General features: G+C 36.5%; 17 protein-coding genes. 14 read left to right on the plus strand and 3 right to left on the minus strand.

The genetic code is table 11. From position 1 onward, the window contains the following. Positions 1–103: 103 nt before the first annotated feature. The 3 genes from chlG to ACEW80_RS26990 form a co-directional block, all read right to left on the minus strand. Positions 104–1,171 (minus strand): chlorophyll synthase ChlG, encoded by a 1,068-nt coding sequence (gene chlG / locus ACEW80_RS26980; protein ID WP_373529551.1) that lies wholly within the window; start codon positions 1,169–1,171, stop codon positions 104–106. A gap of 150 nt (positions 1,172–1,321) precedes the next feature. Continuing rightward, on the minus strand, positions 1,322–2,422 hold the full coding sequence (locus tag ACEW80_RS26985) for an ArsA family ATPase (RefSeq protein WP_373529552.1): 1,101 nt from the start codon (positions 2,420–2,422) through the stop codon (positions 1,322–1,324). 295 nt (positions 2,423–2,717) lie between these two features. Then, the gene (locus tag ACEW80_RS26990) at positions 2,718–2,909 is read right to left on the minus strand and encodes a DUF2862 domain-containing protein (RefSeq protein WP_373529553.1); all 192 of its coding nucleotides are present in this window, start codon (positions 2,907–2,909) and stop codon (positions 2,718–2,720) included. A 285-nt stretch (positions 2,910–3,194) separates the two neighbouring features. On the opposite strand from ACEW80_RS26990, the gene ACEW80_RS26995 reads away from it, so the two are divergent. The 14 genes from ACEW80_RS26995 (at position 3,195) to ACEW80_RS27060 (ending at position 22,620) form a co-directional block, all read left to right on the plus strand. Beyond that, complete coding sequence (locus tag ACEW80_RS26995) at positions 3,195–4,034, plus strand: Uma2 family endonuclease (RefSeq protein WP_373529554.1); 840 nt, start codon at positions 3,195–3,197, stop codon at positions 4,032–4,034. 6 nt (positions 4,035–4,040) lie between these two features. Continuing rightward, the gene (locus ACEW80_RS27000) at positions 4,041–4,775 is read left to right on the plus strand and encodes a Uma2 family endonuclease (protein WP_373529555.1); all 735 of its coding nucleotides are present in this window, start codon (positions 4,041–4,043) and stop codon (positions 4,773–4,775) included. A gap of 138 nt (positions 4,776–4,913) precedes the next feature. Next, a complete protein-coding gene (locus tag ACEW80_RS27005; protein WP_373529556.1) occupies positions 4,914–5,720 on the plus strand; it encodes an ABC transporter permease in 807 nt (268 codons plus the stop codon). Beyond that, complete coding sequence (locus ACEW80_RS27010; RefSeq protein ID WP_373529557.1) at positions 5,721–6,461, plus strand: ABC transporter ATP-binding protein; 741 nt, start codon at positions 5,721–5,723, stop codon at positions 6,459–6,461. Between the two features lie 81 nt (positions 6,462–6,542). Beyond that, a complete protein-coding gene (locus ACEW80_RS27015) occupies positions 6,543–8,336 on the plus strand; it encodes a methyltransferase domain-containing protein (RefSeq protein ID WP_373529558.1) in 1,794 nt (597 codons plus the stop codon). Between the two features lie 851 nt (positions 8,337–9,187). Then, positions 9,188–11,509, plus strand: a complete 2,322-nt coding sequence (locus tag ACEW80_RS27020; protein ID WP_373529559.1) for a glycosyltransferase family 4 protein — start codon at positions 9,188–9,190, stop codon at positions 11,507–11,509. Positions 11,510–11,640: 131 nt separating this feature from the next. Beyond that, positions 11,641–12,798, plus strand: coding sequence for a glycosyltransferase family 4 protein (locus tag ACEW80_RS27025; RefSeq protein ID WP_373529560.1), 1,158 nt, complete (start codon positions 11,641–11,643; stop codon positions 12,796–12,798). 215 nt (positions 12,799–13,013) lie between these two features. Next, a complete protein-coding gene (locus tag ACEW80_RS27030) occupies positions 13,014–14,348 on the plus strand; it encodes a cyclopropane-fatty-acyl-phospholipid synthase family protein (protein WP_373529561.1) in 1,335 nt (444 codons plus the stop codon). Positions 14,349–14,394: 46 nt separating this feature from the next. Beyond that, on the plus strand, positions 14,395–15,369 hold the full coding sequence (locus ACEW80_RS27035; protein ID WP_373529562.1) for a glycosyltransferase: 975 nt from the start codon (positions 14,395–14,397) through the stop codon (positions 15,367–15,369). Positions 15,370–15,479: 110 nt separating this feature from the next. After that, positions 15,480–17,795, plus strand: a complete 2,316-nt coding sequence (locus ACEW80_RS27040; protein WP_373529563.1) for a hypothetical protein — start codon at positions 15,480–15,482, stop codon at positions 17,793–17,795. 39 nt (positions 17,796–17,834) lie between these two features. Next, complete coding sequence (locus ACEW80_RS27045; RefSeq protein ID WP_373529564.1) at positions 17,835–18,203, plus strand: EamA family transporter; 369 nt, start codon at positions 17,835–17,837, stop codon at positions 18,201–18,203. Positions 18,204–18,557: 354 nt separating this feature from the next. Beyond that, positions 18,558–19,529 carry a GDP-mannose 4,6-dehydratase gene (locus ACEW80_RS27050; protein ID WP_373529565.1) on the plus strand — a complete coding sequence of 324 codons (972 nt, stop codon included), beginning with the start codon at positions 18,558–18,560 and terminating at the stop codon, positions 19,527–19,529. 8 nt (positions 19,530–19,537) lie between these two features. Then, positions 19,538–20,698, plus strand: a complete 1,161-nt coding sequence (locus ACEW80_RS27055) for a glycosyltransferase family 4 protein (protein ID WP_373529566.1) — start codon at positions 19,538–19,540, stop codon at positions 20,696–20,698. A gap of 623 nt (positions 20,699–21,321) precedes the next feature. Further along, on the plus strand, positions 21,322–22,620 hold the full coding sequence (locus tag ACEW80_RS27060) for a glycosyltransferase family 4 protein (protein ID WP_373529567.1): 1,299 nt from the start codon (positions 21,322–21,324) through the stop codon (positions 22,618–22,620). Positions 22,621–22,630: the final 10 nt, after the last annotated feature.

Consider the following 22,630-nt stretch of genomic DNA (forward strand, 5'->3'; position numbering starts at 1 on the left):
TGCCCCTACGAGAAATCTATGTTTATCAAGGTTTTCGTGAAATGGTATTAGAAGTATATTAACTTTTAACTCCTAACTTCTCACTCACTATAAAAGTATAAAGTTAAACGCCAGCATGACCCAGGGCTATACCAGTGACGAGCATTCCTAGAACAAGGAACGGTTGGGCGCTGGCTTGATACTTAACATCATTCTTCACGGGGTCGCGCAGAAAATACATATCCTGTAAGGTAATTTGCGGGATGATTAAGAGTAATAGTATTGCTGCGTACAAATTCTCGTGGATGCTGACAAGATAAGCTGCAATCAATCCTTGGAACAGATCAATCGTCACTACACAAATCCATGCCGCAGTAGTGATGCCAAACATTACAGGTAGTGATTTTAATCCTAACTGGCGATCGCCTTCTACACTCTTGAAATCATTGACAATGGCAATACCCAATCCAGCCAAGCTGTAGAACATTGTCAAAATCACAATTGTAGAATTGAGCTCACCAAACAAAGCGTGTCCTGTAGACCAAGGCAGGGTAATATAGCTTGCACCCAAGGCGTAGCTACCTAACCAGCCATTTTGCTTGAGTTTCAGAGGAGGTGCAGAATAAATGTAGGCGATGAAAGAACCGATAATCGCGATCGCTGTGATTGTGGGGAATTCATTACCAACCCACACATCTAACACAAATGCCAGAGCAATACCAGCAATCAGTAATACCCAAATCTGAATAATTACCTGGGTTAGAGCAATTGCTCCAGAGGGAATGGGGCGATAGGGTTCATTGATCGCATCGATTTCGCGATCGTAGTAATCATTGAGGATTTGGGTGTAACCTGTCATCAATGGGCCAGCCAGTAACATACAGGTTGCTACCTTCAACACATTTTCCAGTGTCCAAGTATAGTTACCCGAAGAAGCCGCACCACAGACTACGCCCCAAATCAGGGGAATCCAGGTGATGGGCTTCATTAGCTGCAAACGAATTTTCCAAATGGAAGTTTCTCCTGACGCTGCACCTTTCATCCCCAACAACTGCCTAGTTTTCGCATTGCGATCGGCAGATGCGATGCCGGCGGCGGGCGGAGCGATCGCTTGTTCGCTAGGATTAATGGCTACTGAGTCTATTGCCTCAGATGGGTTGGAATTTGGAGTAATAGGACTTGATTCAGTCATAATTTCTACTTATTAATAGAGCATTGGGCATTGAGGAACCAGCGCCGTGGGCGGGTTTCCCATTTCAGGCGACTGGCATTATTGGGCATTGGTGATTAAGTTTCTTTCCTATTCTCCTGCCCCTAGCACCCAGTCTCCATGTTCCCCAATTTAAAACGAAATTATCAAATAATTATTCTGAAACTTTGCTCCAGCAACGGGTCTGCCACTCAGAGCCGGGGGTAGAGATATATTCCGTCGCTGATCTCCTGCTTCCACTGTGACTTCTGGGCCATACTGGGTGAGTTTGACCTGCTTTTTGTCAAATCCTGGCAAGAATAACCGTACCTGACGATTGTGGATGTCTATTTCAATCGGTTTGGGAGCCTGTAACGCTTGTGCCTCAAAGTTGGGTAGGGCGTCTATTAGTGCTTGCCAGTCACCTGTTGGCGAGTCGGGAACGACGCTCACAGGTAGGGGTGTAAATTCTTCTGACAGGTTGACATTTGTCTCAGAAGACACAAGCAGAACACCACCAACAGTTAGACCAATTTGTTGAGCGCTACCCCACAAATAACGAGCATTTGCTACGTCAATGGCATCTCCTGTAGTCACTAAGAAAGTAGCAAGACGCTTAGGATCAGCAAGAGCATCTCTCCCCTTTTCTAATAAATTATTGACTTGGTTAGTGGGCCCGGCAAAGTTATCTGTTGTCCAGTTAACATTGAAAAAGCTGCTAATCAGCGGTTGAATCAAAGGCGATTCAGTAATCGTCTTCCCCAAATCGGAGTTGAGAAATAATTGCCGAAATCGCCGGACATACCAACTCAGAGACTCTGGTAAACCCAACATTCGTAATGTTAAAGAGTCACCCGTGCCATCGTAAACGATCGCATCATATTTGCCACTGGCATCATATTCGCGGATAGCATTCAGGGCAAGGGCGGTGTCCATTCCCGGTAATACTACCAGTTCTTGACCATAAACGTCTTTGAAAATAGGTGTGCGGAGGTATTGCGCCTCAAGTTTCTTTGCTTCGTCCCAGATGCCCTCTAGCAGTACAGATGCTTGAAACTGGACTGCTTGCAAATTGGGAGCAATTTCCTGGGGTTCGGAAGCAATGGGAATACCCAGCAGGATTGACAATGTTGGTTCTGGATGTCCTGCTAGGAGTACGCGCTTGCCTTGGCTTGCCAATAATTTGGCGGCGGCGATCGCAATTTTGGTACGAGCGATGCCGCCTTTGCCCAAAAATGTCAATATTAGAGTCATTACTTGATTCCTATTTTCACCGCCTATGTTTTCAACTCCAACTTAGCACTCAACAAAGACTCTCAACTTGTGCTTTCAACTTCAGATACTAAAAAAAACTTCGATCTGAGTTCTTTATCGAACAGAATTCAGGAGTCAGGAGTCAGAATTCAGAATGAATTCTGTACGACTGGCGGATAGCGTAGCCGTAGCGAGTCCGCGTTTGCTTTTAGCGTCTGTCTGCGACACGCTGCGCGAACGTAGAGAGCGTCTTGATTCTGACTCCTGAATTCTGACTTCTGAATTCTTCTTCAAACTACACAGCTTTGATTTCATCTTCAAAAAACCAAGTGGAAGAATTGTCGTCAAACAGCACTACTACACCGATTCCGCCACCATCAGTTAGTTTGTAGCCTTGGATGATGCCCACTTGTCCCAGCTTTTTCACAACGGGGGGAGAGACGCGATCGCGCAAACGAAAAACTTTAACCTTTTGTCCGATTTCCATGCCTGATTTCAGATAAACCAAGTCTCAGTGTAGCGGAATCCGTGACTCTGCTCTCAAAAATTCAGAGGAGATGCGGGAAAAGATTCCCAACTTCTAACTCCAAACTCCTGACCTAACAGCTTAAAATTAAATCAACAACTAAACAGATGTAGCAATCCTAAATCATTCTTCTTTTAGCGCGCACAATTGCGATTCGCAACGCTTTCGCAACGCTTGGCCGAACATTTGCGATCATTAGGAGTTAATCCAAATAGCTTGAGTTAATTAAGCAACAAAGGAGTAGTCATGTATCAACCAATTCCACCTCGTCCGCCCCAAGAAACCATGCCGACGATGTATGATTTACCTAGCGAATTAGTCGGGGAATCAGGTTTGCCAGACGAATTTCATTGCATTCAGGCTGATTTGCTCAGTGAAACTTGTCAACCTCCTAATTATTCATCTGAGGAAATTTTAGTTGCTAGTGACTTAAACCTCTACTACGACCCGCGCCATACCTTATGGTACAAGCGTCCTGATTGGTACATGGTTTTGGGAGTACCTAGTGCTAGTCAACAACAAGACCTACGCTTAAGTTACGTCGTTTGGCAAGAGGGAGTTGATCCATTTTTAATCGTGGAATTGCTTTCCCCAGGTACAGAACAAGATGACTTGGGAAAAAGATTAAGGGAGGTAAATCAACCCCCGACGAAGTGGGAAGTATACGAAGAGATTTTGCGTGTTCCCTACTACGTTGTTTATGACCGTTATGAAAATAATCTCCGCGCCTTTCGACTCATAGGTACTCGCTACGAGGCAATATCTTTACCAGAAAACCGTTTCTGGCTGGACGAATTAGAACTAGGATTGGGTCTTTGGCAAGGTTCTTATCAGCAGACAACAGGTTTGTGGTTGCGTTGGTATAATGCAGCCGATTGGGTATCGACCCGAAAAGAACAAGCTCAACAAGAGCGCCAACGGGCTGAACAAGAGCGCCAACAGGCTGAACAAGAGCGCCAACGAGCTGAACAAGAATATCAACGAGCTGAACAAGAATATCAACGGGCGGAACGAGAGTATCAACGGGCAGAGCGATTGTCAGAGTATTTGCGATCGCAAGGAATTGATCCAGATAATTTAAGTTAAGTCAATATGTATCAACCAATTCCACCCCGTCCGCCCCAAGAAACCATGCCGACGATGTATGATTTACCTAGCGAATTAGTTGGGGAATCAGGTTTGCCAGACGAATTTCATTGCATTCAGGCGGATTTGCTCAGTGAAACTTGTCAACCTCCCAACTATTCATCTGAGGAAATTTTAGTTGCCAGTGACTTAAATCTTTACTACGACCCCCGCCATACCTTATGGTACAAGCGTCCTGATTGGTATATGGTTTTAGGAGTACCTAGCGCTAGCCAACAACAAAACCTCCGTTTAAGTTACGTCGTTTGGCAAGAGGGAGTTAATCCATTTTTAATCGTGGAATTACTTTCACCAGGTACAGAACAAGATGACTTGGGACAAAGATTAAGGGAGGTAAATCAACCCCCGACGAAGTGGGAAGTATACGAAGAGATTTTGCGTGTTCCCTACTACGTTGTTTATGATCGTTATGAAAATAATCTCCGCACCTTTCGACTCAATGGCACAAGTTATGAGGCAATTTCCCTAACAGAAAACCGTTTCTGGCTGGACAAGTTGGAACTAGGATTAGGGCTATGGCAAGGTTCTTATCAGCAGACAACAGGTTTGTGGTTGCGTTGGTATAATGCCGCAGGTTGGGTGCCGACGTTGGCGGAACGGGCTGAACAAGAATATCAACGTGCAGAGCGATTGGCAGAGTATTTGCGATCGCAAGGAATTGATCCGGAGAGTTTGGGTTAGAGAAGAAAGTATCAATAGTTTATATATTTGACAGTGGTTTTTAAAATAAAGTTTTTAATGGTAATCTAATGCGATATACGCTCTGATAGTATAAAATTTGCGAATAACTTCTCTGTTGGTGTGTAGCAGTTTTTAAGGATGATAATTTCGCTTAAAGATAATTTAACTTGGTTGCAAGTGCGGCGCTATTGGGAATTGCTGCACGTTTTGGTATCGCGTAACCTAAAAGTGCGCTACCGCGGGTCATTTTTAGGTGTATATTGGTCACTGCTGAACCCCTTGATCATGACTGGGTTATATACGGCAATCTTTGGCGCGACTTTTGCATCCTATTATGGCAATTCCATAATGAACTATGTATTGGCAGCCTTTACAGGGTTGGTGGTCATCAATTTTTTCTCGTCTTCCACCTCTCAGGCATTGAGTAGTGTAGTTGGTAATGGCTCACTTCTGAATAAAATTCGTTTGCCAGTCAGCGTTTTTCCTCTATCAATGATTACAGCAAATGTATTTCAGTTTGCAGTGGGAACATTTCCTTTACTGGCGCTGATGACTTTTCTTAATTCCAAAAGTCTAACCAATGTGCTGGCGCTGATATTTCCATTTTTGGCGCTAGTTTTAGTTTGTACGGGAATTGGCTTCCTGGTAAGCGCTTTATACGTGTTTTTTAGAGATTTACCTTATTTTTATGAGTTAGTTGTATTTGTGATTTGGCTCAGTAGTCCTATATTTTATCCAGCCGCTATTGTACCAAAGCAGGTAAAGCAGTTTTTAGGTTTGAATCCCTTATCCCCGATTATTGAAAGTCTACGTCAAATTACATTATCAGGATCTCCACCAGACTTAGGTTTAATTTGGGGCGCGTTACTTAGTGGCGTAATTATTTTGACTCTCGGATGGACTTGTTTTCATCTGTGGCGACATCAGTTTATGGATTTACTGTAAATGGAAGTAATTCGCCTGGATAATGTTTCGCTGTGGAGAAGGACTCAAGAGGAGTTTTCTTATGACTTAAAGAAAACATTATTGTCTGTATTTGAGGGAAAATATCGCAAGCCTGCAAAGAAGTTGGTATTAAATAAAATTAATTTGGTGGTAGAAAGAGGGGAAAAAATAGGTATTATTGGGGCTAATGGCTCAGGAAAATCAACACTTTTAAAGATAATTTGTGGCATTCTTCAACCAACGACTGGTTCAGTAAGAGTGCGAGGTCAAATTGCTCCCTTGATTGAACTGGGAGCAGTTTTTGATGCAGAAATTTCTGTCATGGACAACATTTTGCTTTATGGCGTATTGTTGGGTTTTTCTAGGACTGAGATGAGAGAAAGAGCATATTCTATTTTGGAGTTTGCAGAATTGGAAGATTATGCTTTAGTTCCAGTTAAGGGTTTATCTTCGGGTATGGTTGCTCGTTTGGGTTTTTCTATTGCTACTGATGTACAGCCGGATATTTTGATTTTGGATGAGGTTTTATCGGTGGGGGATGAGAGTTTTAAGAATAAGTCTAAGCAACGTATGAATAAATTTTGGGATGCCAAAGCTACCGTTTTAGTTGTTTCTCATTCAATGGATTTTATTAAACAGTCTTGTAATAAAGCAATTTGGTTAGAGAAGGGTAATATAAAACTATCTGGAGAATCCAATGAAGTTGTAAAGTCTTATTTTAAAAGTGTTAATCAAAAATAAAGTCCTTTTGAAAAATGCTATAAAATTCAACCATTATTTATTAATTAAAATATTTAACAGCTAAATTTAGGAGTATTAATTTTGATTGAAGAAAACAACTTAGAAATTAATATAAGTGAATTAATGGAGAAAATTAGACTAGAAGTTGCTAATCGCAAATCTTTGTTTCCTATTCATGAAAGTCTTGCAAATGAAATCAAGGTTTTAAAAGATAATGATCTCATAAATAAATTTTATCGCATTGAAGCTCTATTGAATGACTCCGAGTTATATTCCCAAGTTCCATCTGAGCTACCAGAAAAAATAAACAAGTTTCCTTTTAGTATTAAAATTATAAAAAAAAGTATTTTAAAAATATATGGATTTATCTTAAAAAAGCAAAGGGTTGTTAATGAAAATCTAATTCAGGCTCTTCGAGAATCTTTGCAACTTAATCAAAGTTTAATGTCCAAACTTGATTCTATAGAACAACGGATTGATTCTACAGAACAACAAATAATCAATGAGATTGATAATTTATTGACAACATTAGATAATCCTTTAATTAAACTAAGCCATTTACTCAAAAAAATTGAATATTATCAACCCCTTTACAAAATACCTTATTTACTTAAAAACTCCGTACCGCAAAGAAGTTGTGAGGATAGATGTCAAGCTATAGAAAATACTCTTCTAACTTTAGGGAACAACTTAACAGGAATAAAAATATTAGATGTAGGTAGCTCTTTAGGATATAATTCCTTCTATTTTGCAGAGAGAAAAGCTCATGTTTTAGGAATTGATAATAATATAGAAAATGTCTTAGCTAGTCGCTTAATATCAGAAATAAATGGTATTAATGTTTGTTTTAAAGTAGCTGAATTTGATTTAGATTATATTAATTTAATCCAAAAATCAGAATATGATGTTGTTTTTTTATTATCAGTTATTCATCATATAATATATTTTAAAGGAATTGAATATACAAAAAAAATGATGAAAGTACTTTTGGATAAAGTACCAGTAGTTATTGTAGAGTTAGCTGTTAAAGATGAAGAAAATAAAGAAAAAAATTTATGTTGGAGAGAAGCATTGCTAAATGATTCACTAAGCATATTTGAAAACTGCCAAGATATACATATTAATTTAATAGGATATTTTTCTACTCATATTTCTTCAGTTAAAAGACCTCTTTATGCAATCAGCAAAAAAATAATTAAAGTCAACAACAATATCTATGAAATAGATAAGTTAATATGGAAAGCTTATAAAGATTCATCTGCACCTAGTGGTAGACTCTACTATTTCAGCCAAAATAAATTTATTAAAGAATATTTATTCCTTAATCGTCTTGATTATATAAAAAATAGTAATAAAATACAAATTATATCTGAAATAGCGAATTTTATTGCATTAAAAGATAAAGATGAAATTGATGGTGTCCCAAAATTCTTGGATTATGAGATAAATGATGAAAGAGCATATATAGTTTTAGAAAATATTGAAGGTCAATTATTATGTGATATTTTAAACGACCTTGATAGCTCAAGTCAAAAAAGAATTATTAATCAGCTTATCCAAGTATTGGCAGAACTAGAAAAAAAAGGTTTATATCATAATGATATTCGTACTTGGAATGTCATGGTTTCTGATCATAAAACCTTCATTATTGATCTAGGTTTAGCATCACCTATTGAAAAAGAAAGAAATATTAATTCTTTTTTGTGGATCGTATGGTCATTGAATCATAGATTGAGAGAGAGTACAGAATATAACAAGGATATTCCTTCTCATGAAATAGCTGACTATGGTGCTGCTTTTTCACAAATAGCAAATACGATAATTAATAACAAAATTACAAGTTTCATCGAATTAGATAGAATGCTTTTGTTATGAACACAGTACAATTATTTTGACAAAAATACTATATAAAAAACATTAATTATGTAACCAACTTTAAGCTAAACTAGCTACTAATCTAACAAAAATAGCAATTATCAGCCCTTCTCTTATCGAAGGAAATGTGATTAGCAATGATTTGATTAGAACGTATGAAGTATTAAGCACAAATTAAATAGGGCTTGCTGAATAAGTCTCTTAAGCAAATGTAGAAGGCACACAGCTTACAAAATACTTGTTTCATCGCTCAGTTTCCAAATTTACCCAGCGATCGCTAACGATTGTGCAAGGGTTTTGAGACTCTAGATGCTATAACCTTGCACTTGTTTGTTGGAAAAAGGCTTAAAACCCTTATCTGGTCTATATTACAATTCTATTCAGCAAGCCCTAAATATAGGACTCATATTTGATTTTTGAAAAAAATTCGGTACACCTTTATTCCTTCTTTCCAGTCCCCAATTCCCAGTCCCTTAACTCTACGAGTGATTCAGTAATCAAACCGGATTCCTATATCATGTTCAAGTTTTTGTTGAAAATTGGATTCTTTTGAATCCACAAGTTAATAATGTTAGACAAATTATTAATTTCTGGCTAGCGCCCCAGATAGAATGACACAGAAGTAGAATTTATTGCTGAGTTTTACTCTCATGCCTGCTTGCCCTATTTATGCGTCTTCTCGAACTGTCAAGAATGGTTGCATCTATAAGGCTTATCAAATGTTAAATTCTTTGTATCTTGTCTTTAAACCCAATATAAAATAGCCCCTTTGACAAAGAATATATAGAAACTCTGACTTTTAATAACTGGTTCTTTGGTTCCCGCAATTATACAGTAATTGGATATAAAAAATGAAACCAATAGCTATAGTTACCCCTTGGTTTGGTGAAGGTTTAAAAGGAGGCGCAGAACAACAAGCTTGGCAAGTGGCGACACGTTTGGCACAACGAGGACATCAAATTGAGGTTTTAACAACTTGCTGTCGCTCTTTTCAGGATGATTGGTCAGTTAATCATCTAAAATCTGGATTGAGCCAAGAAAAAGGTTTAAAGATTCGTCGCTTTAAAGTTGATTACCGCGATCGCGCTAGTTTTGATGATGTTAACGCTTTAATATTAAGCTTGCCATCGTCGGCTTTAAAGCCTGGAGTCAGCCCTGTAACTGTAAAAAATGCAGGTATATTTTGTTCTGAAAATATTAATTCTAGTGATTTACTAAATTATCTAAAAAAACATAAAGATCAATATCAAGCATTTTTATTTTTACCTTATCTCTATGGACTTATTTTAAATAGTTTGGAGATTGTAGCCAGTCGTGCTTTTTTACAGCCTTGCTTGCACGATGAAGCTTATGCTTACTTACCACAAATTGCTAAGATTTTTCATTTAGCAAAAGGATTATTATTCATCAGTGAGGGTGAAGCTCAATTAGCAAGAAAATTATATGGCCCTGGTATTATTACTAAAAGCCTTGTAGCAGGTGCAGGAATAGAAGCGGGCGCTCATAACAACACAGAAATTATTCAAATAAAAAATTTTAATATCAAACAAGAGCGGTTTATTCTTTGTCTAGGTCGCCGAGATTCAACAAAAAATACAGATTTATTAGTTAAAGCTTATATAAATTTCAAGCAAAATCACCCAGACTCTAATCTAAAATTAGTTATTGCTGGCCCTGGGAATCCATCTTTTCTTGCTTCAGTACCGGGTTTAATTGATTTAGATTTGGTTGCAGAAAGCGAAAAAGAAGCATTATTAGCTAACTGTTTAGCTTTATTTCAACCTAGTCAGAACGAAAGTTATTCTCGCGTCATAATGGAAGCTTGGTTTTATAAAAAACCTGCTGTTGCTCATCGAAAGTGTTTGGCTACTGCAATGGCTGTCGAGTCTGCGAAAGGTGGTTGGCTAGCAGATACAGAAAGTGAATGGACAGAATTATTCGCTAAAATTGACCAAATAGAAAAGGACAAATTAACAGAATATGGAGTAAACGGTCAAGTTTATGCGAATGAAAATGCTGTATGGGATAAAATTATTCAACGTTATGAAGCTGTATTTGGACTATCTAAACAATCAGCACCAGTAACAACTAAGAATAACTTAAGAAAGCTTCAAGAAATCCATCAGCTTCTACCCAATCTTGCTTATGGTGATGCTATCTCTAATCACGCACTAGCAATAAGAAATTATCTCCGCGACTGGGGATATAAATCTGATATTTTTGTTAGGTATGTAGATGAGCGCGTTGCTCATGAAGCAACAGTATTTCAACCAAAATATATCAACCGCCAAGCCGGATTAATTTACCATCATTCAATTGGTTCTGAACTTACAGATTATGCGATCGCTCATTCTGGTGTAAAATGCTTAATTTATCACAACATCACGCCGGCTGAGTTTTTTTTGCCTTATCGACCGGAGTTTGCCAAGATTCTAGAAAAAGGTCGCACTGAACTAAAACAACTAGCCCAGTACTTTCCAATATCAGTTGGAGATTCTGCTTACAATGCGGCAGAACTTGCAGAGTCTGGGTTTCATGAACCAAGGGTATTACCAATCGCTACCAACCCTAGTAAATGGGATATACCTGCGGATGCTGAATTAATGCAGCAATTGCAAGATGGTAAGGCTAATTTGCTTTTTGTTGGTCGTTTAGCACCAAATAAGCGCCAAGATCAACTCATAGAAGCATTTGCCCACTACTTAACAATGGATCGAGAGGCGCGACTAATTTTAATTGGTTTTGGTGAGATCAACGATCCGTACTACTGCTACCTAATAAATATCATTGAAAAGTTCAACCTGACAAATTTTGTAATGCTTCCAGGACAAGTAAATGATGCCCAATTGTTAGCATTTTATCACACTGCACACTTGTTTTGGTCAATGAGTGAGCATGAAGGTTTTTGTGTACCACTGGTTGAAGCAATGTGGTTTGATGTTCCTATTTTGGCTTACAAAAGTACTGCTGTACCAGAAACATTAGGTGAAGCAGGTGTGATATTTAACAGTAAAGATGATTTAGTTCAGGTTGCAGCCTTGGCAAAGTTACTGATCTATGATAAATCACTAATATCAAAGGTAATTTATGCACAAAGGAGAAGGCGAGAAAAATTTTTAACGACAGCAGTAGTTGAAAAATTAAATAGTGTAATTTTAAAAATGGAGAAATAACGTAGTAAACTATGTAAATGACTTATTAAATTTATTCCGAAAAAATGCTAATCCAAAATAATAAAATTTAGCGATAGTAAATTGCATACACTTGACTAAGCTACAAATAAAAGTTTTTTGTAATTAATGTTATGCGAGTAGCTTTCGTAGTCCAACGCTGTGGATTAGAGGTTAACGGTGGAGCCGAAACTCACTGCCTTAAAATTGCCCAACATATGTCTAATCATTGGGATACGGAAATATTGACAACCTGTGCATTAGACTACATGACTTGGAAAAACTACTATTCACCAGGCTTAACGGAAGTGTCTGGCGTTAAAGTGCGGCGTTTCCAGGTAGCAGAGATACGCGATATCAAAAAATTTAATCATTTGTCTGAAAAAATTTATCCTCATTTAAAAAAGGTCTCGATCAAGGAACAAGAAGCATGGATGCGATCGCAAGGTCCATTTTCTCCTGACTTGATTGCTTATGTCAAACAGCAACAGCACGAATACGACGCGTTTATTTTTTTTACTTATTTATATGCAACAACTTATTTTACTTTGCCCTTTGTAATAGAAAGGGCTTATTTAGCTCCTTGCGCTCACAATGAATGGCCCATTTATATGAGTATGTGGGATAAATTTTTTGAAAAACCTCGTGGATTTATTTTCAACACGATAGAAGAACGAGATTTTCTCAAGACACGTTTTCCCCAAATAAACTTCGATGGCCCCGTTGCTGGTGTAGCGATAGATCCACCATCAACCATTAACGCAAAAAAATTCAGGCAAAAACATAACATTAATGAACCTTTTCTGCTTTATATTGGTAGAATAGACCCCTCTAAAGGGTGTCAAGAGCTTTTTGACTACTTTATACAGTTGCGAAAGCAGGAATCTGCTTCAAGAAAGTTAGTATTGCTAGGCAAGCCAACAATGCCAATTCCCCACCATCCAGATATTTTGGCGCTGGGTTTTGTAGATGAACAGACTAAGTGGGATGCTCTAGCAGCTTGTGATTTGCTGGTAATGCCCTCACCCTATGAAAGTCTTTCTATGGTGTTATTGGAAGCTTGGATAATAGGCAAGCCTGTCATAGTCAATGGAAAATGTGATGTTTTGGTAGGACAATGTTTGAGGGCGCAAGGTGGAGTTTGGTATACCAATGCAGATGAGTTTCAGGTAGCTATAGAAATAATGGATCAGCAAATTAACTATCAACTAGGTTTGCAGGGAAAAAGCTTTGTTGGAAAAAATTATGTGTGGTCGAAGATAGAGAACGATTATTTAAAATTATTACAGTAACTATATATTTACTTATATTCTTGAATAAGATTTTTCAATAATATAATACTTTTATACTGGGTAAAAATCCAGCTTATTTAGTTATGTGAAATTAAAAGTTAGAGTTTTATTAGTATTAAGAATACTTTTATAAGTGTTGTTAAAAGTTGCCATCCTTGATTAGTTTTATGATATAAATAATTTTATTGTAAATTTAATAGGTAATATAACTTACTATGTTTGCTAAACTCAAGAAAAAAGTTAATACATTGCCTTTTTTTGCACAGCTTTTAAACAATGGCGAAGATTCTACAAAAGATATGAATCCAGTTAAATACATTAATAATTTAAAAGATTTGGATAAAGAAATTGCATATGTAGATGAAAGAGGTAAAATTTCTGACGACGAACTTCGACAAGCGTTATCAGAGTTTTGTTATATAGTTGATAATCCTTTGCCAAAAGACCCTTATTCTCAAGAATATCATAATGCTCAAATGCAATTATACTTGAACATATCAGGTAGAAATGAATATTCAATTGCAAATGAACATTCTCCTTTTGATTTTAAAGTATTAAGAGATATGCCGTTTCCCTATTGTACTAAAAGTCCAAATACTGTGGGAAACCAATTAATTGCTCAAGGTTTTTTAATTAGAACCATGAATTTAGCTCCTGATTCTCAAGTTGTTGAATTCGGACCTGGCTGGGGTAATACTACTTTGCATTTAGCTCAGATGGGTTACAAATTAACAGCCGTAGATTGCGAAAATTCTTTTCTCGATCTAATTAAATATAGAACGCAAAATTTATCAAACCAAGTCAAAATAGTTAACGAAGATATGTTAGAGTTTACCGCTAACGTAAAATATGATGCAGCAGTATTTTTTGAGTGTTTTCACCATTGTGCAAATCATTTACAACTACTAAAAAATCTACACAATTTAATTAAAGATGAAGGATTAATAGCCTTTGCTGCCGAGCCAGTTGCAGACTTTCCATTTCCTTGGGGGTTAAGACTAGATGGTATGTCCATCTGGTCTATCCGTAAGTTTGGCTGGCTTGAAAATGGTTTTGATACATCTTACTTTATGAGAACATTATTAATGCTTGGATGGACACCTAAAAGGTATCGTTCTGATGACAGTCCTTTAGCTGATGTAATAATTGCTAAAAAGAGTAATATGTATTATCAACCAAGTGAAATTACGCTTCCGCCAGATGAATGTAGAACCTGGGCATCGGAAGAAACAGATTCCAATTTAAAATTACGATTTATAGGAGCAAAATCCACAATTACTTGTGCAAGTAACATTAATGCCAAGTTTGCTGAATTTTGTATTAGTAACTATGCACCATTTGATCTAGACGTTAAGATTACGACTGGTAGTTCAGTCCAATCTGTTTATGTACCCAAATATTCATCTCAAGGTTTATATAAAATTCCTATTCTAGAATGGAATGGAAAAATTACTATAGCCAGTAAAACTTGGCAACCTTCCAAAGTTTTACGTAATAGCGATACTAGAGAGTTAGGTGTAGCCATACACTATTTTCGTTTTATAAATTAATTTGTATAATTTTTTTTCATCAAAGAGCAATAATTTGTTACCAATCATGAATTATGAAAAGTCTCTCAATGAATTAATCTTGATAGTAATTCCCGTTTTTAATGATTGGCAATCATTAGATATGTTGCTGATAGATTTAGACAAAGTTCTGAGTAATGAAAGAATACAATGTGAAATTTTAGTTATAGATGACGCATCTACCATACCTCCTCATGATAGTTTCATGTTTGCACATTTCAACGCTATTCAAAAAGTGAATTGCCTAGAATTGAAGCGAAATTTAGGGCATCAAAGAGCTATTGCTATTGGATTAGCTTATATTGAAGCTAATATAATCTGTCAGGCAGTTGTTGTGATGGATGGAGACGGAGAAGATACTCCTCGAGATGTGTTAAGACTCATAGAGAAATGTAGTGCAGAAGGATATAAGAAGATAGTTTTTGCCCGAAGAAATCAACGTTCTGAGAATCAGATATTCAAGGTGTTTTATAAAATTTACCAATTGCTTTATCATCTGCTAACTGGTCAGAAGATACATGTAGGAAATTTCAGCATTATTCCTCACAGGATATTATCCAGACTTGTAGTTGTTTCAGAAATATGGAACCACTATACTGCTGGAATTTTAAAAGCAAAAATACCCTGGACACAAATTCCGTGTAACCGTGGTGTACGTCTGGCTGGACAGTCGAAAATGAAATTTGTCTCTTTAGTAATACATGGACTGAGCGCAATTTCCGTATATGGGGATATTATAGGTGTTAGATTTCTGATTGCAACCTTATTACTGATGTTGCTCAGTGTTGCCATAATTGTAATCGTTATACTCATTAGAGTAGCTATTCCTAATTGGGCACCATACGTAGCTGGGCTGTCTTTCATTATATTACTACAATCTTTGACTATATCTCTTTCTTTTGTATTTTTGATTTTGAGCGGAAGAAATAATTTTGGCTTTTTGCCAGAGCGAGATTATCACTACTTAGTTTTAAAAGTACAACAAATTATTCCTAAATCTTAATTTATATTGATTACAAGTGATAAAATTTAATTGCTTTTTGTGCATACTGAAGGAAGTCAAATCACTAAAACTAGAGAAAGAATTTTGTACAAAATCATGAAATATTAACCATGAATTTAAAATTACATCTAAAAAATAGAAATTTTCTACTAACAATCTTAGCCTTTTCTGGTGTTGCTCTGGCTTTTAGTTTATTAATTATTAAAAATTTATCTGAACCACTTGTTGGATTTGGTGATACAGAGCAATGGGAGTATGCAGGATTCTACTTGAAAAATAATATAAGCTTTACACCATTTCCTCATCTGGAGCTTGTCAATAATCAGGTATTTTATCCTTACGGAACTAGCAGTGTTTTTCAACCTTGGTCAATTGAAAGAGATATTTTTTATGCTATCTTCTACTCAATTTTTGGAATTGGCCCCTGGATACAAATCTACTATCTTTTAAGTGTTTTGGTTACAGGTATCGGAAGCTTCTTTCTACTTTTCAAAGATTATAGCTTTGCCCGCGCTAGTGGGGCTGGATTCCTGATTCCCTTCTTTAGCTTCTACGCAATTCTTAAATATCCAGAGCATCTCAGCTATTCAATATTTCATTGGACTGCCCTCAGTTTAATCGCTGACTTCCTCATACTCAAAAGAGTAACATCGGGACAGTATGTATCTCTACGACTCATTTTATTAAGAGCTTGTTTACTTATTCTATCTCTAGGACAAGAATTAGGATACATTGCTGGTTGTGCTTTAACGTCGTTTACAATTTCTACTATTTTTGCTAGTTTTTTTCTTGGTTACAGGTATTTTAGAAATAAAAGACAGAGTTTAGTAAGCTTTATCAAAAGTACAGCAGGCAATTATAAAAATGAGTTTTTTGCCCATCCTCGTATATCCCTAGCTTTACTGGGGTTATACCTGATTTCAAGCTTTATTAATTTACCCCTAGTTTTCCAAATTGCGAGAGAAGCAAAAAGCTTTGACTTTACTGAAATTCCTAGTGGAGCTTGGTGGGCTAATCCTCTTAGAATACTAATTCCTTTTCTACCGTTTTTTCACCCAGGGCAAGTTAATCTCGAGCAATTTTTTAACGATTCACCAGAAGGTTTAGGTGCTGGTAGTCCAGGCTGGTTTTTACTGATTATCGCATCTGTGGGGTTATGGCAAGGGCGCAAAAAAATTATCATTTTTATCCCTCTGCTGCTCATTTTCTTCCTTTGTCTGCTTTACCACCCGACTCACTTTCCCATACTGAAGATATTTCCCTGGTTTGCCTTCAGTCGCGTTCAAGGTCGTTTTACTGTTCTCTACCCGATCATACTTTGCATTTTTGCACTAAATATCAATCTGAATGGCTTACGTTTATATACTAGACAGCTACTATCAGCGCTCTTAGTATTTTTGGCTTGCACTGAGATTTTTACTGCTTATTCACTCAAACTAAGCGATCGTCCTTTCTACTCCTTGGACAATAACTTCCTTCAATACATGAACTATGTTAACAAACAACCAGGAGAAGCAGTTCTAGATTGGCCATTCTGTGTAATAGGAGGTAATGGAGTAGGTGGCAACAGTCTTTGCCCATATTATTCAAAGAATATGGCAAATTCTACTTTAAGAAGATTTCATAAGAAAAAAGTTATGGGACACTATTTCGGACGCTTACATACTTCTCAGATCCAACCATATATTGATGCTGGCTGGGATAAACTCTTTGCTCCTGACAATCAAGATATTTTCAAAGCAAGCCATCAAAAACGCTGTTTTAGTTCAGAGGAATGGACTTTTTTTACAGATTTTTATAAACTGAATGACTTTGCAGGAATTAACCTTTATCTAGATTTTTTACCACAAGATTGTGTTAACGATTTTTATACACGATTCGGCAAGCCAACTGTAGAAACAAAAGTGCCTGGAGCGGGCCTAGTTAAATTTATACCTAAATCTTCTAAATTAAGAAATCAAGTGAACTTAAACTTGGGTAGTCGCCTGAAGTTTGAACCTTTTTTAGATTTCTCTGAAGCTGACTTACTTAAATTTCAAGTGCCCTATGGTTTAAATGTAAATGGGCTAACTCTAGGTACAATTGAAACCCATGAAGGCAGCACATGGCGCTGGGGTTTAAGTCCAGAAACTTTACTCAAATTTAAGTTGCCAAATTCTAAATCAGTAACCTTAGCTTTCAGCTTTATAAATCCGATTAATGGACAGGATGTTTTTGTGGAAGCTAATGGAGTAACTTTGGACAAACTGGTTAATATCAGCAAAGATACTAATATTAAGCGTAGACTGGAATTTAAAACTATTCCAGGATGGAATACAGTAGTTTTTAAATACACAGATTGGAATAACGGGAAAGTTACCTTTGCACCAGGTGATGAGCGCAAGATGACTGTCAATTTTACGCAACTTTCGATTGAAGAGCAATAGCAAGATAAATTGCAATTAAAGAATCTAAAGGATATTTCTGTGACACCACAAGAACTTATTTTACTGCTAATGTCAGTCCTTGCCAGTGTAGGCGGACAATTTTTCTTAAAAGCAGGTGCGTTAAAGTTAGGTAGAGTTCATATTGGAAATGCTGTTAGTCACATTCTTAGCATTATTACAATACCTGAACTTGTATTAGGACTAGCGTGTTACGGTCTGGGTGCGCTGGCATACATCATGCTTTTAACCAGAGTTAGTCTAAGTATTGCTGGTCCATCTATATCCTTAGTTTATGTTTTCTCAGTTCTGTTGGGTTACTTTATATTTAGAGAAAATATTCCCGTAACCCGTCTTATCGGGTTGAGTTTTATTGTGTGTGGAGTTATCTTGGTAATCTGGCAAAAATAAAACCCAGTTACATCTAATGAACCTCATCAAAGAATCAATAATAAAAAATTTTCATTGCCGCACTATTTGTGAAATATGCTTTGAAAAAATAGGAGAACTAGAAGCCATTTTAACTATAAATTTTTTCACTGTTTAAGCTTATGTTGGAAATCAGCCTTTTTAACAGGAAAATGCTTTGTCCAATATCCTCAAAAAAGTGTGACGAGCTTGATCGGTTTTACCCGACTTATACATAAACCCTTATGTAGCCATTGTAAACATGATACTTTTAACCAGAGATGTTAATTACTACCCTACTAATTTTCATACGTCATACCTAACATCTCCACAATCTCGATAATTTTCTTGTAGCACATGACCAAAAAAGCCCTAATCACAGGTTTAACAGGACAAGACGGCTCTTATTTGGCTGAACTTCTTCTCGCTAAAGGCTACGAAGTTTTTGGCTTAGTCCGCCGCTCTAGCACAAGTAACCTAGAGCGCATCAACCACCTCACAGGCAATGTTCAAATTGTATCTGGCGACCTTTTAGACCAATCTTCTTTAATGGATGTGGTTAGCGAGTGTCAACCTGACGAAATTTATAATCTCGCTTCTCAAAGCTACGTTCCTCTCTCTTGGACACAACCAGCTCTCACTGCTGAGTACACAGCCCTTGGTGTTTCTCGCCTTTTAGAATCTATCCGGCGCTGTAAAGCGGATGCTCGATTTTACCAAGCATCTAGTAGTGAAGTTTTTGGTCAACCTGATGAATCGCCTCAGACCGAACGTACTGCTTTTCGTCCGCGCAACCCTTACGGTGTTGCTAAAGCTTACGCTCATTGGATGACTGTCAACTATCGGGAGAAATACAACCTTTACAACTCCTGTGGTATTACTTATACTCACGAATCGCCTCGACGTGGGACAGAATTTGTATTTCGCAAAATCACCCATGCAGCTGCCCAAATTAAATTAGGTTTGGCAAATGAACTAAAATTAGGCAACCTAGATGCCCGTCGTGATTGGTGCTACGCCAAAGATGCTGTTTACGCTATGTGGCTGATGTTGCAGCAAGCACAACCTGATGACTATATCATCGCTAGTGGTGAAACTCACTCTGTCAAAGAACTCGTTGAGTGTGCTTTTAACTATGTTGGTCTAAATTGGAAAGATTATGTCTCAGTTGATCCCGCTTTTTATCGCTCTGATGAACCAGTGCAGTTAGTTGGTTCCATTGATAAAATTAAGACGGAGTTAGGTTGGCAGCCTCAGCATTCCTTTGAGCAATTGGTCGAGTTAATGGTTGATTATGATCTAAAAAAATTGAGCAACGGCGGAGCTTAAATATTCTGATGCTAAAAATTGTAGTTGATGCCACCCCAGTGGATTCAAAACCAAGTGGGGTTGGCTTTTGTGTTGCTAATTTAATATGTGCTCTTGATGTATTACAAAAAGAGGAAAATTTTCAGTTAGGAGTAGTCTATCAACCAGGGTTAAAAAATTGGCTTCGGGGTGACTTCAGTTTTCCTGAATCTTTTAAACATTATTCTCAACAGTATCTACTGCCTTTACCTGTAAGAATTTCAGATTTATTATTAGCTTTAGCGTTTAAACCTGCTTTATCTTACTTTGAAAAATATTTTGGGTTTCCAGATATATTGCATGGTACAAATTACTCAGTTTATCCATGTAATAACAGCTTAAAAGTAATGAATATATATGACCTTACTTTTATTAAATATCCTAACTATATTAACTCAGTTGTGGAAACATATACACAACGGGTAAAGCGATGTTTACAGTGGACAGATTTAGTTTTAACAATTTCAGAAAGCTCTAAAAAAGATATTGTTGAATATTTGAAAGTAGACCCAGGAAAAATCTATGTCACACCTTTAGCTAGTCGCTACTATCCTAATTACTTGTCTGAAGAAATTACCCAAAGGCTAGAAAAGCAAGCTAATTATGATTTTTCTAAACCTTATTTACTTTTTGTCAGCACAATAGAGCCTAGAAAAAATATTAATACTATAATCACAGCCTTTAATTTTTTAAAAGAAAAATATAAAATCGAGCATCAATTAGTATTAATTGGTAAGAAGGGATGGAATTACGAACCGATATTCGCGGCTATTGAAAATTCGCCTTGGAAAAACCAAATTCATCATCTTGACTACTTATCTAATGAATTAGTGGCATTGTTTTACTCAAAAGCTGATATTTTCGTTTATCCATCTCATTATGAAGGGTTTGGTCTTCCTGTGTTAGAAGCAATGATGCTAGGCGCTCCAGTCGTCGCTTCTAATACTTCGTCGATACCAGAAGTTACAGGAGATGCAGCTATATTAATTGATCCTAACGACCCTATTCAACTAGCTGAAGCTATTATAAAAGTAATTAGTGATTCTTATTTACGCCAAAAATTAGTTAATAAAGGTAAAGAAAGAGCAAAATTATTTTCTTGGGAAAAAACAGCTAAAGAAACATTAAAAGCTTATAGAACAATTATTTAATGAAAATAGTCAATAATGCATACTTTAATCACTTAATCCTTAACTTATCGATTCTTTTTTATCGCTTAATTGCCAAGACCCATACAAAAACATACAGCGACTCATCAATGCTTTTGCTGCATTAGACATCTCCAGAAATTAAATATGCGTTGTCCAGAACCCTTGTAGAGACGTAGCAGTGCTACGTCTCTACATCTTTTTCGGAGATGTCTATTACCCAACTGCAAAGACTATGAACTGTGGCTAACAGGTTAATGCGATCGCCATCATACCCCAGTTTTAAAAGCGCAAGTTGAGAAACTTGGCATAATACAGGTTTGTGGTTACGTTGGTATAATGAAGTGGGTTGGTGCCGACGCGAGCAAAACAAGCAGAGCAAAAGCGCCAACGATCTGATAGACTTGCAGAATATTTGCGCTCGCTGGGAGTTGATTCAGAGGGTTTGGGTTAGAGCAGAAAGTATAAATAGTTTATATATTTAACAGTGCTTTTTAAAATATTAACTTAGTTGCAAGTGCGTCGCCATTGAGAATTGCTGCACGTTATTAGCAATGTAGTTCAGTAGTAAATAAGCAAAATTTATCTAGTAAAGTGTACATAATCAATATTGAGGTTAATATTTGATGAAATTACAGGGACTTAATGTATTAGTAGATGGCTATAATCTGGAAATGGTACAAGGGACAGGTATTAAAACTTATGGTGTGGCTTTAGTTAAAGCTTTAACATCTCTAGGAGTAAATGTAGATTTATTATGCAGTCGTTATAGTAATAGTAATAGTAATAACTCCGTTTTAAATGAAGCTTTGTTTTTTGATAGACAAAATACTAGTGTTAGTAGTAGAAAATCACAAGCTAAAAATATTTTTTTGGCAGCTACTCAACGTTTTCAGGAAGCAAAAACAATTCCAGTCAGTGACTTTGTGATCAAACAAGATGGAGATTTTATTTTTGACTATTTAGCGAGTTCGGGTAAGATTTTTAATATTTATGATTGCTACAAATTAGCAAATAACTTATATAAATTGTTCCAAATTCAAACAAAAGTAAGAATACCCAAAAAAATAGATATATGGCATACAAGTTATCCTATTCCTATTAAGGTAAACAACGCAAAAAGAATCACAACGATTCATGATATAATACCATTGAAAATTCCTCATACTACTCTGGATGATAAAAAGTTCTTTTTTAATATTGTCAATAATGCTATTAAACATTCTGAAATAATTTTAACAGTTTCAAAAACCACTAAGCAAGATATCTTACATTGTTTTGATATTCAACCGGAGAAAATTCACGTAACATATCAGCCAATAATTGATAATTCTAATTTAATTGAAGAAGATATGATCCCCATTTTTTTGAAAAAATATAAACTTAACTTTAAAAACTACATTCTTTTTGTGGGAGCAATAGAACCAAAGAAAAATGTTGGAAGACTGATAGATGCATATAGTGGACTAGATACTGATATGCAACTAGTAATTGTTGGCAAAAAAGGATGGTTATGGAAAGATGAAATCGTTAAATTGGAAGCAATTTTTGATGGAGGATTTACCGGAAATGTAAAATTACTTGAATATGTACCCAAAAAAGATTTAACATACCTATACAAAGGTGCTTTCTGTTTTGTTTTTCCATCCTTATATGAAGGATTTGGTTTACCACCATTAGAGGCAATGTCCTTGGGATGTCCCGTAATAACTTCTAATGTTGCTTCTTTACCAGAAGTTTGTGGAGATGCTGCTCTTTATGTAGATCCTTATAATTCTGATGATATTAGACAGGCAATTGAAAAGTTAATCAATAATCCTCAGATGCAAACACAACTTGTAGAAGCAGGGAAGGAAAGAGTAGAGTTTTTTAGTATGGAAAATTATACTAAGAAACTGTATAATGCTTACAGTTTAGTTATTTAGTGAACCAAAA

It is taken from the genome of Nostoc sp., assembly GCF_041747015.1.
In the GTDB taxonomy this organism is placed as follows: Bacteria; Cyanobacteriota; Cyanobacteriia; order Cyanobacteriales; family Nostocaceae; genus Nostoc.

What these genes read in the sequence shown, in the direction of transcription:
- ACEW80_RS27040 (WP_373529563.1), top strand. Translation starts at nt 15,480, where the DNA reads ATGAATTTAAAATTACATCTAAAAAATAGAAATTTTCTACTAACAATC.
- ACEW80_RS26985 (WP_373529552.1), bottom strand. Translation starts at nt 2,422, where the DNA reads ATGACTCTAATATTGACATTTTTGGGCAAAGGCGGCATCGCTCGTACC.
- ACEW80_RS26990 (WP_373529553.1), bottom strand. Translation starts at nt 2,909, where the DNA reads ATGGAAATCGGACAAAAGGTTAAAGTTTTTCGTTTGCGCGATCGCGTC.
- ACEW80_RS27030 (WP_373529561.1), top strand. Translation starts at nt 13,014, where the DNA reads ATGTTTGCTAAACTCAAGAAAAAAGTTAATACATTGCCTTTTTTTGCA.
- ACEW80_RS27055 (WP_373529566.1), top strand. Translation starts at nt 19,538, where the DNA reads ATGCTAAAAATTGTAGTTGATGCCACCCCAGTGGATTCAAAACCAAGT.
- ACEW80_RS27025 (WP_373529560.1), top strand. Translation starts at nt 11,641, where the DNA reads ATGCGAGTAGCTTTCGTAGTCCAACGCTGTGGATTAGAGGTTAACGGT.
- ACEW80_RS26995 (WP_373529554.1), top strand. Translation starts at nt 3,195, where the DNA reads ATGTATCAACCAATTCCACCTCGTCCGCCCCAAGAAACCATGCCGACG.
- ACEW80_RS27010 (WP_373529557.1), top strand. Translation starts at nt 5,721, where the DNA reads ATGGAAGTAATTCGCCTGGATAATGTTTCGCTGTGGAGAAGGACTCAA.
- ACEW80_RS27060 (WP_373529567.1), top strand. Translation starts at nt 21,322, where the DNA reads ATGAAATTACAGGGACTTAATGTATTAGTAGATGGCTATAATCTGGAA.
- chlG (WP_373529551.1), bottom strand. Translation starts at nt 1,171, where the DNA reads ATGACTGAATCAAGTCCTATTACTCCAAATTCCAACCCATCTGAGGCA.
- ACEW80_RS27000 (WP_373529555.1), top strand. Translation starts at nt 4,041, where the DNA reads ATGTATCAACCAATTCCACCCCGTCCGCCCCAAGAAACCATGCCGACG.
- ACEW80_RS27005 (WP_373529556.1), top strand. Translation starts at nt 4,914, where the DNA reads ATGATAATTTCGCTTAAAGATAATTTAACTTGGTTGCAAGTGCGGCGC.
- ACEW80_RS27020 (WP_373529559.1), top strand. Translation starts at nt 9,188, where the DNA reads ATGAAACCAATAGCTATAGTTACCCCTTGGTTTGGTGAAGGTTTAAAA.
- ACEW80_RS27035 (WP_373529562.1), top strand. Translation starts at nt 14,395, where the DNA reads ATGAATTATGAAAAGTCTCTCAATGAATTAATCTTGATAGTAATTCCC.
- ACEW80_RS27050 (WP_373529565.1), top strand. Translation starts at nt 18,558, where the DNA reads ATGACCAAAAAAGCCCTAATCACAGGTTTAACAGGACAAGACGGCTCT.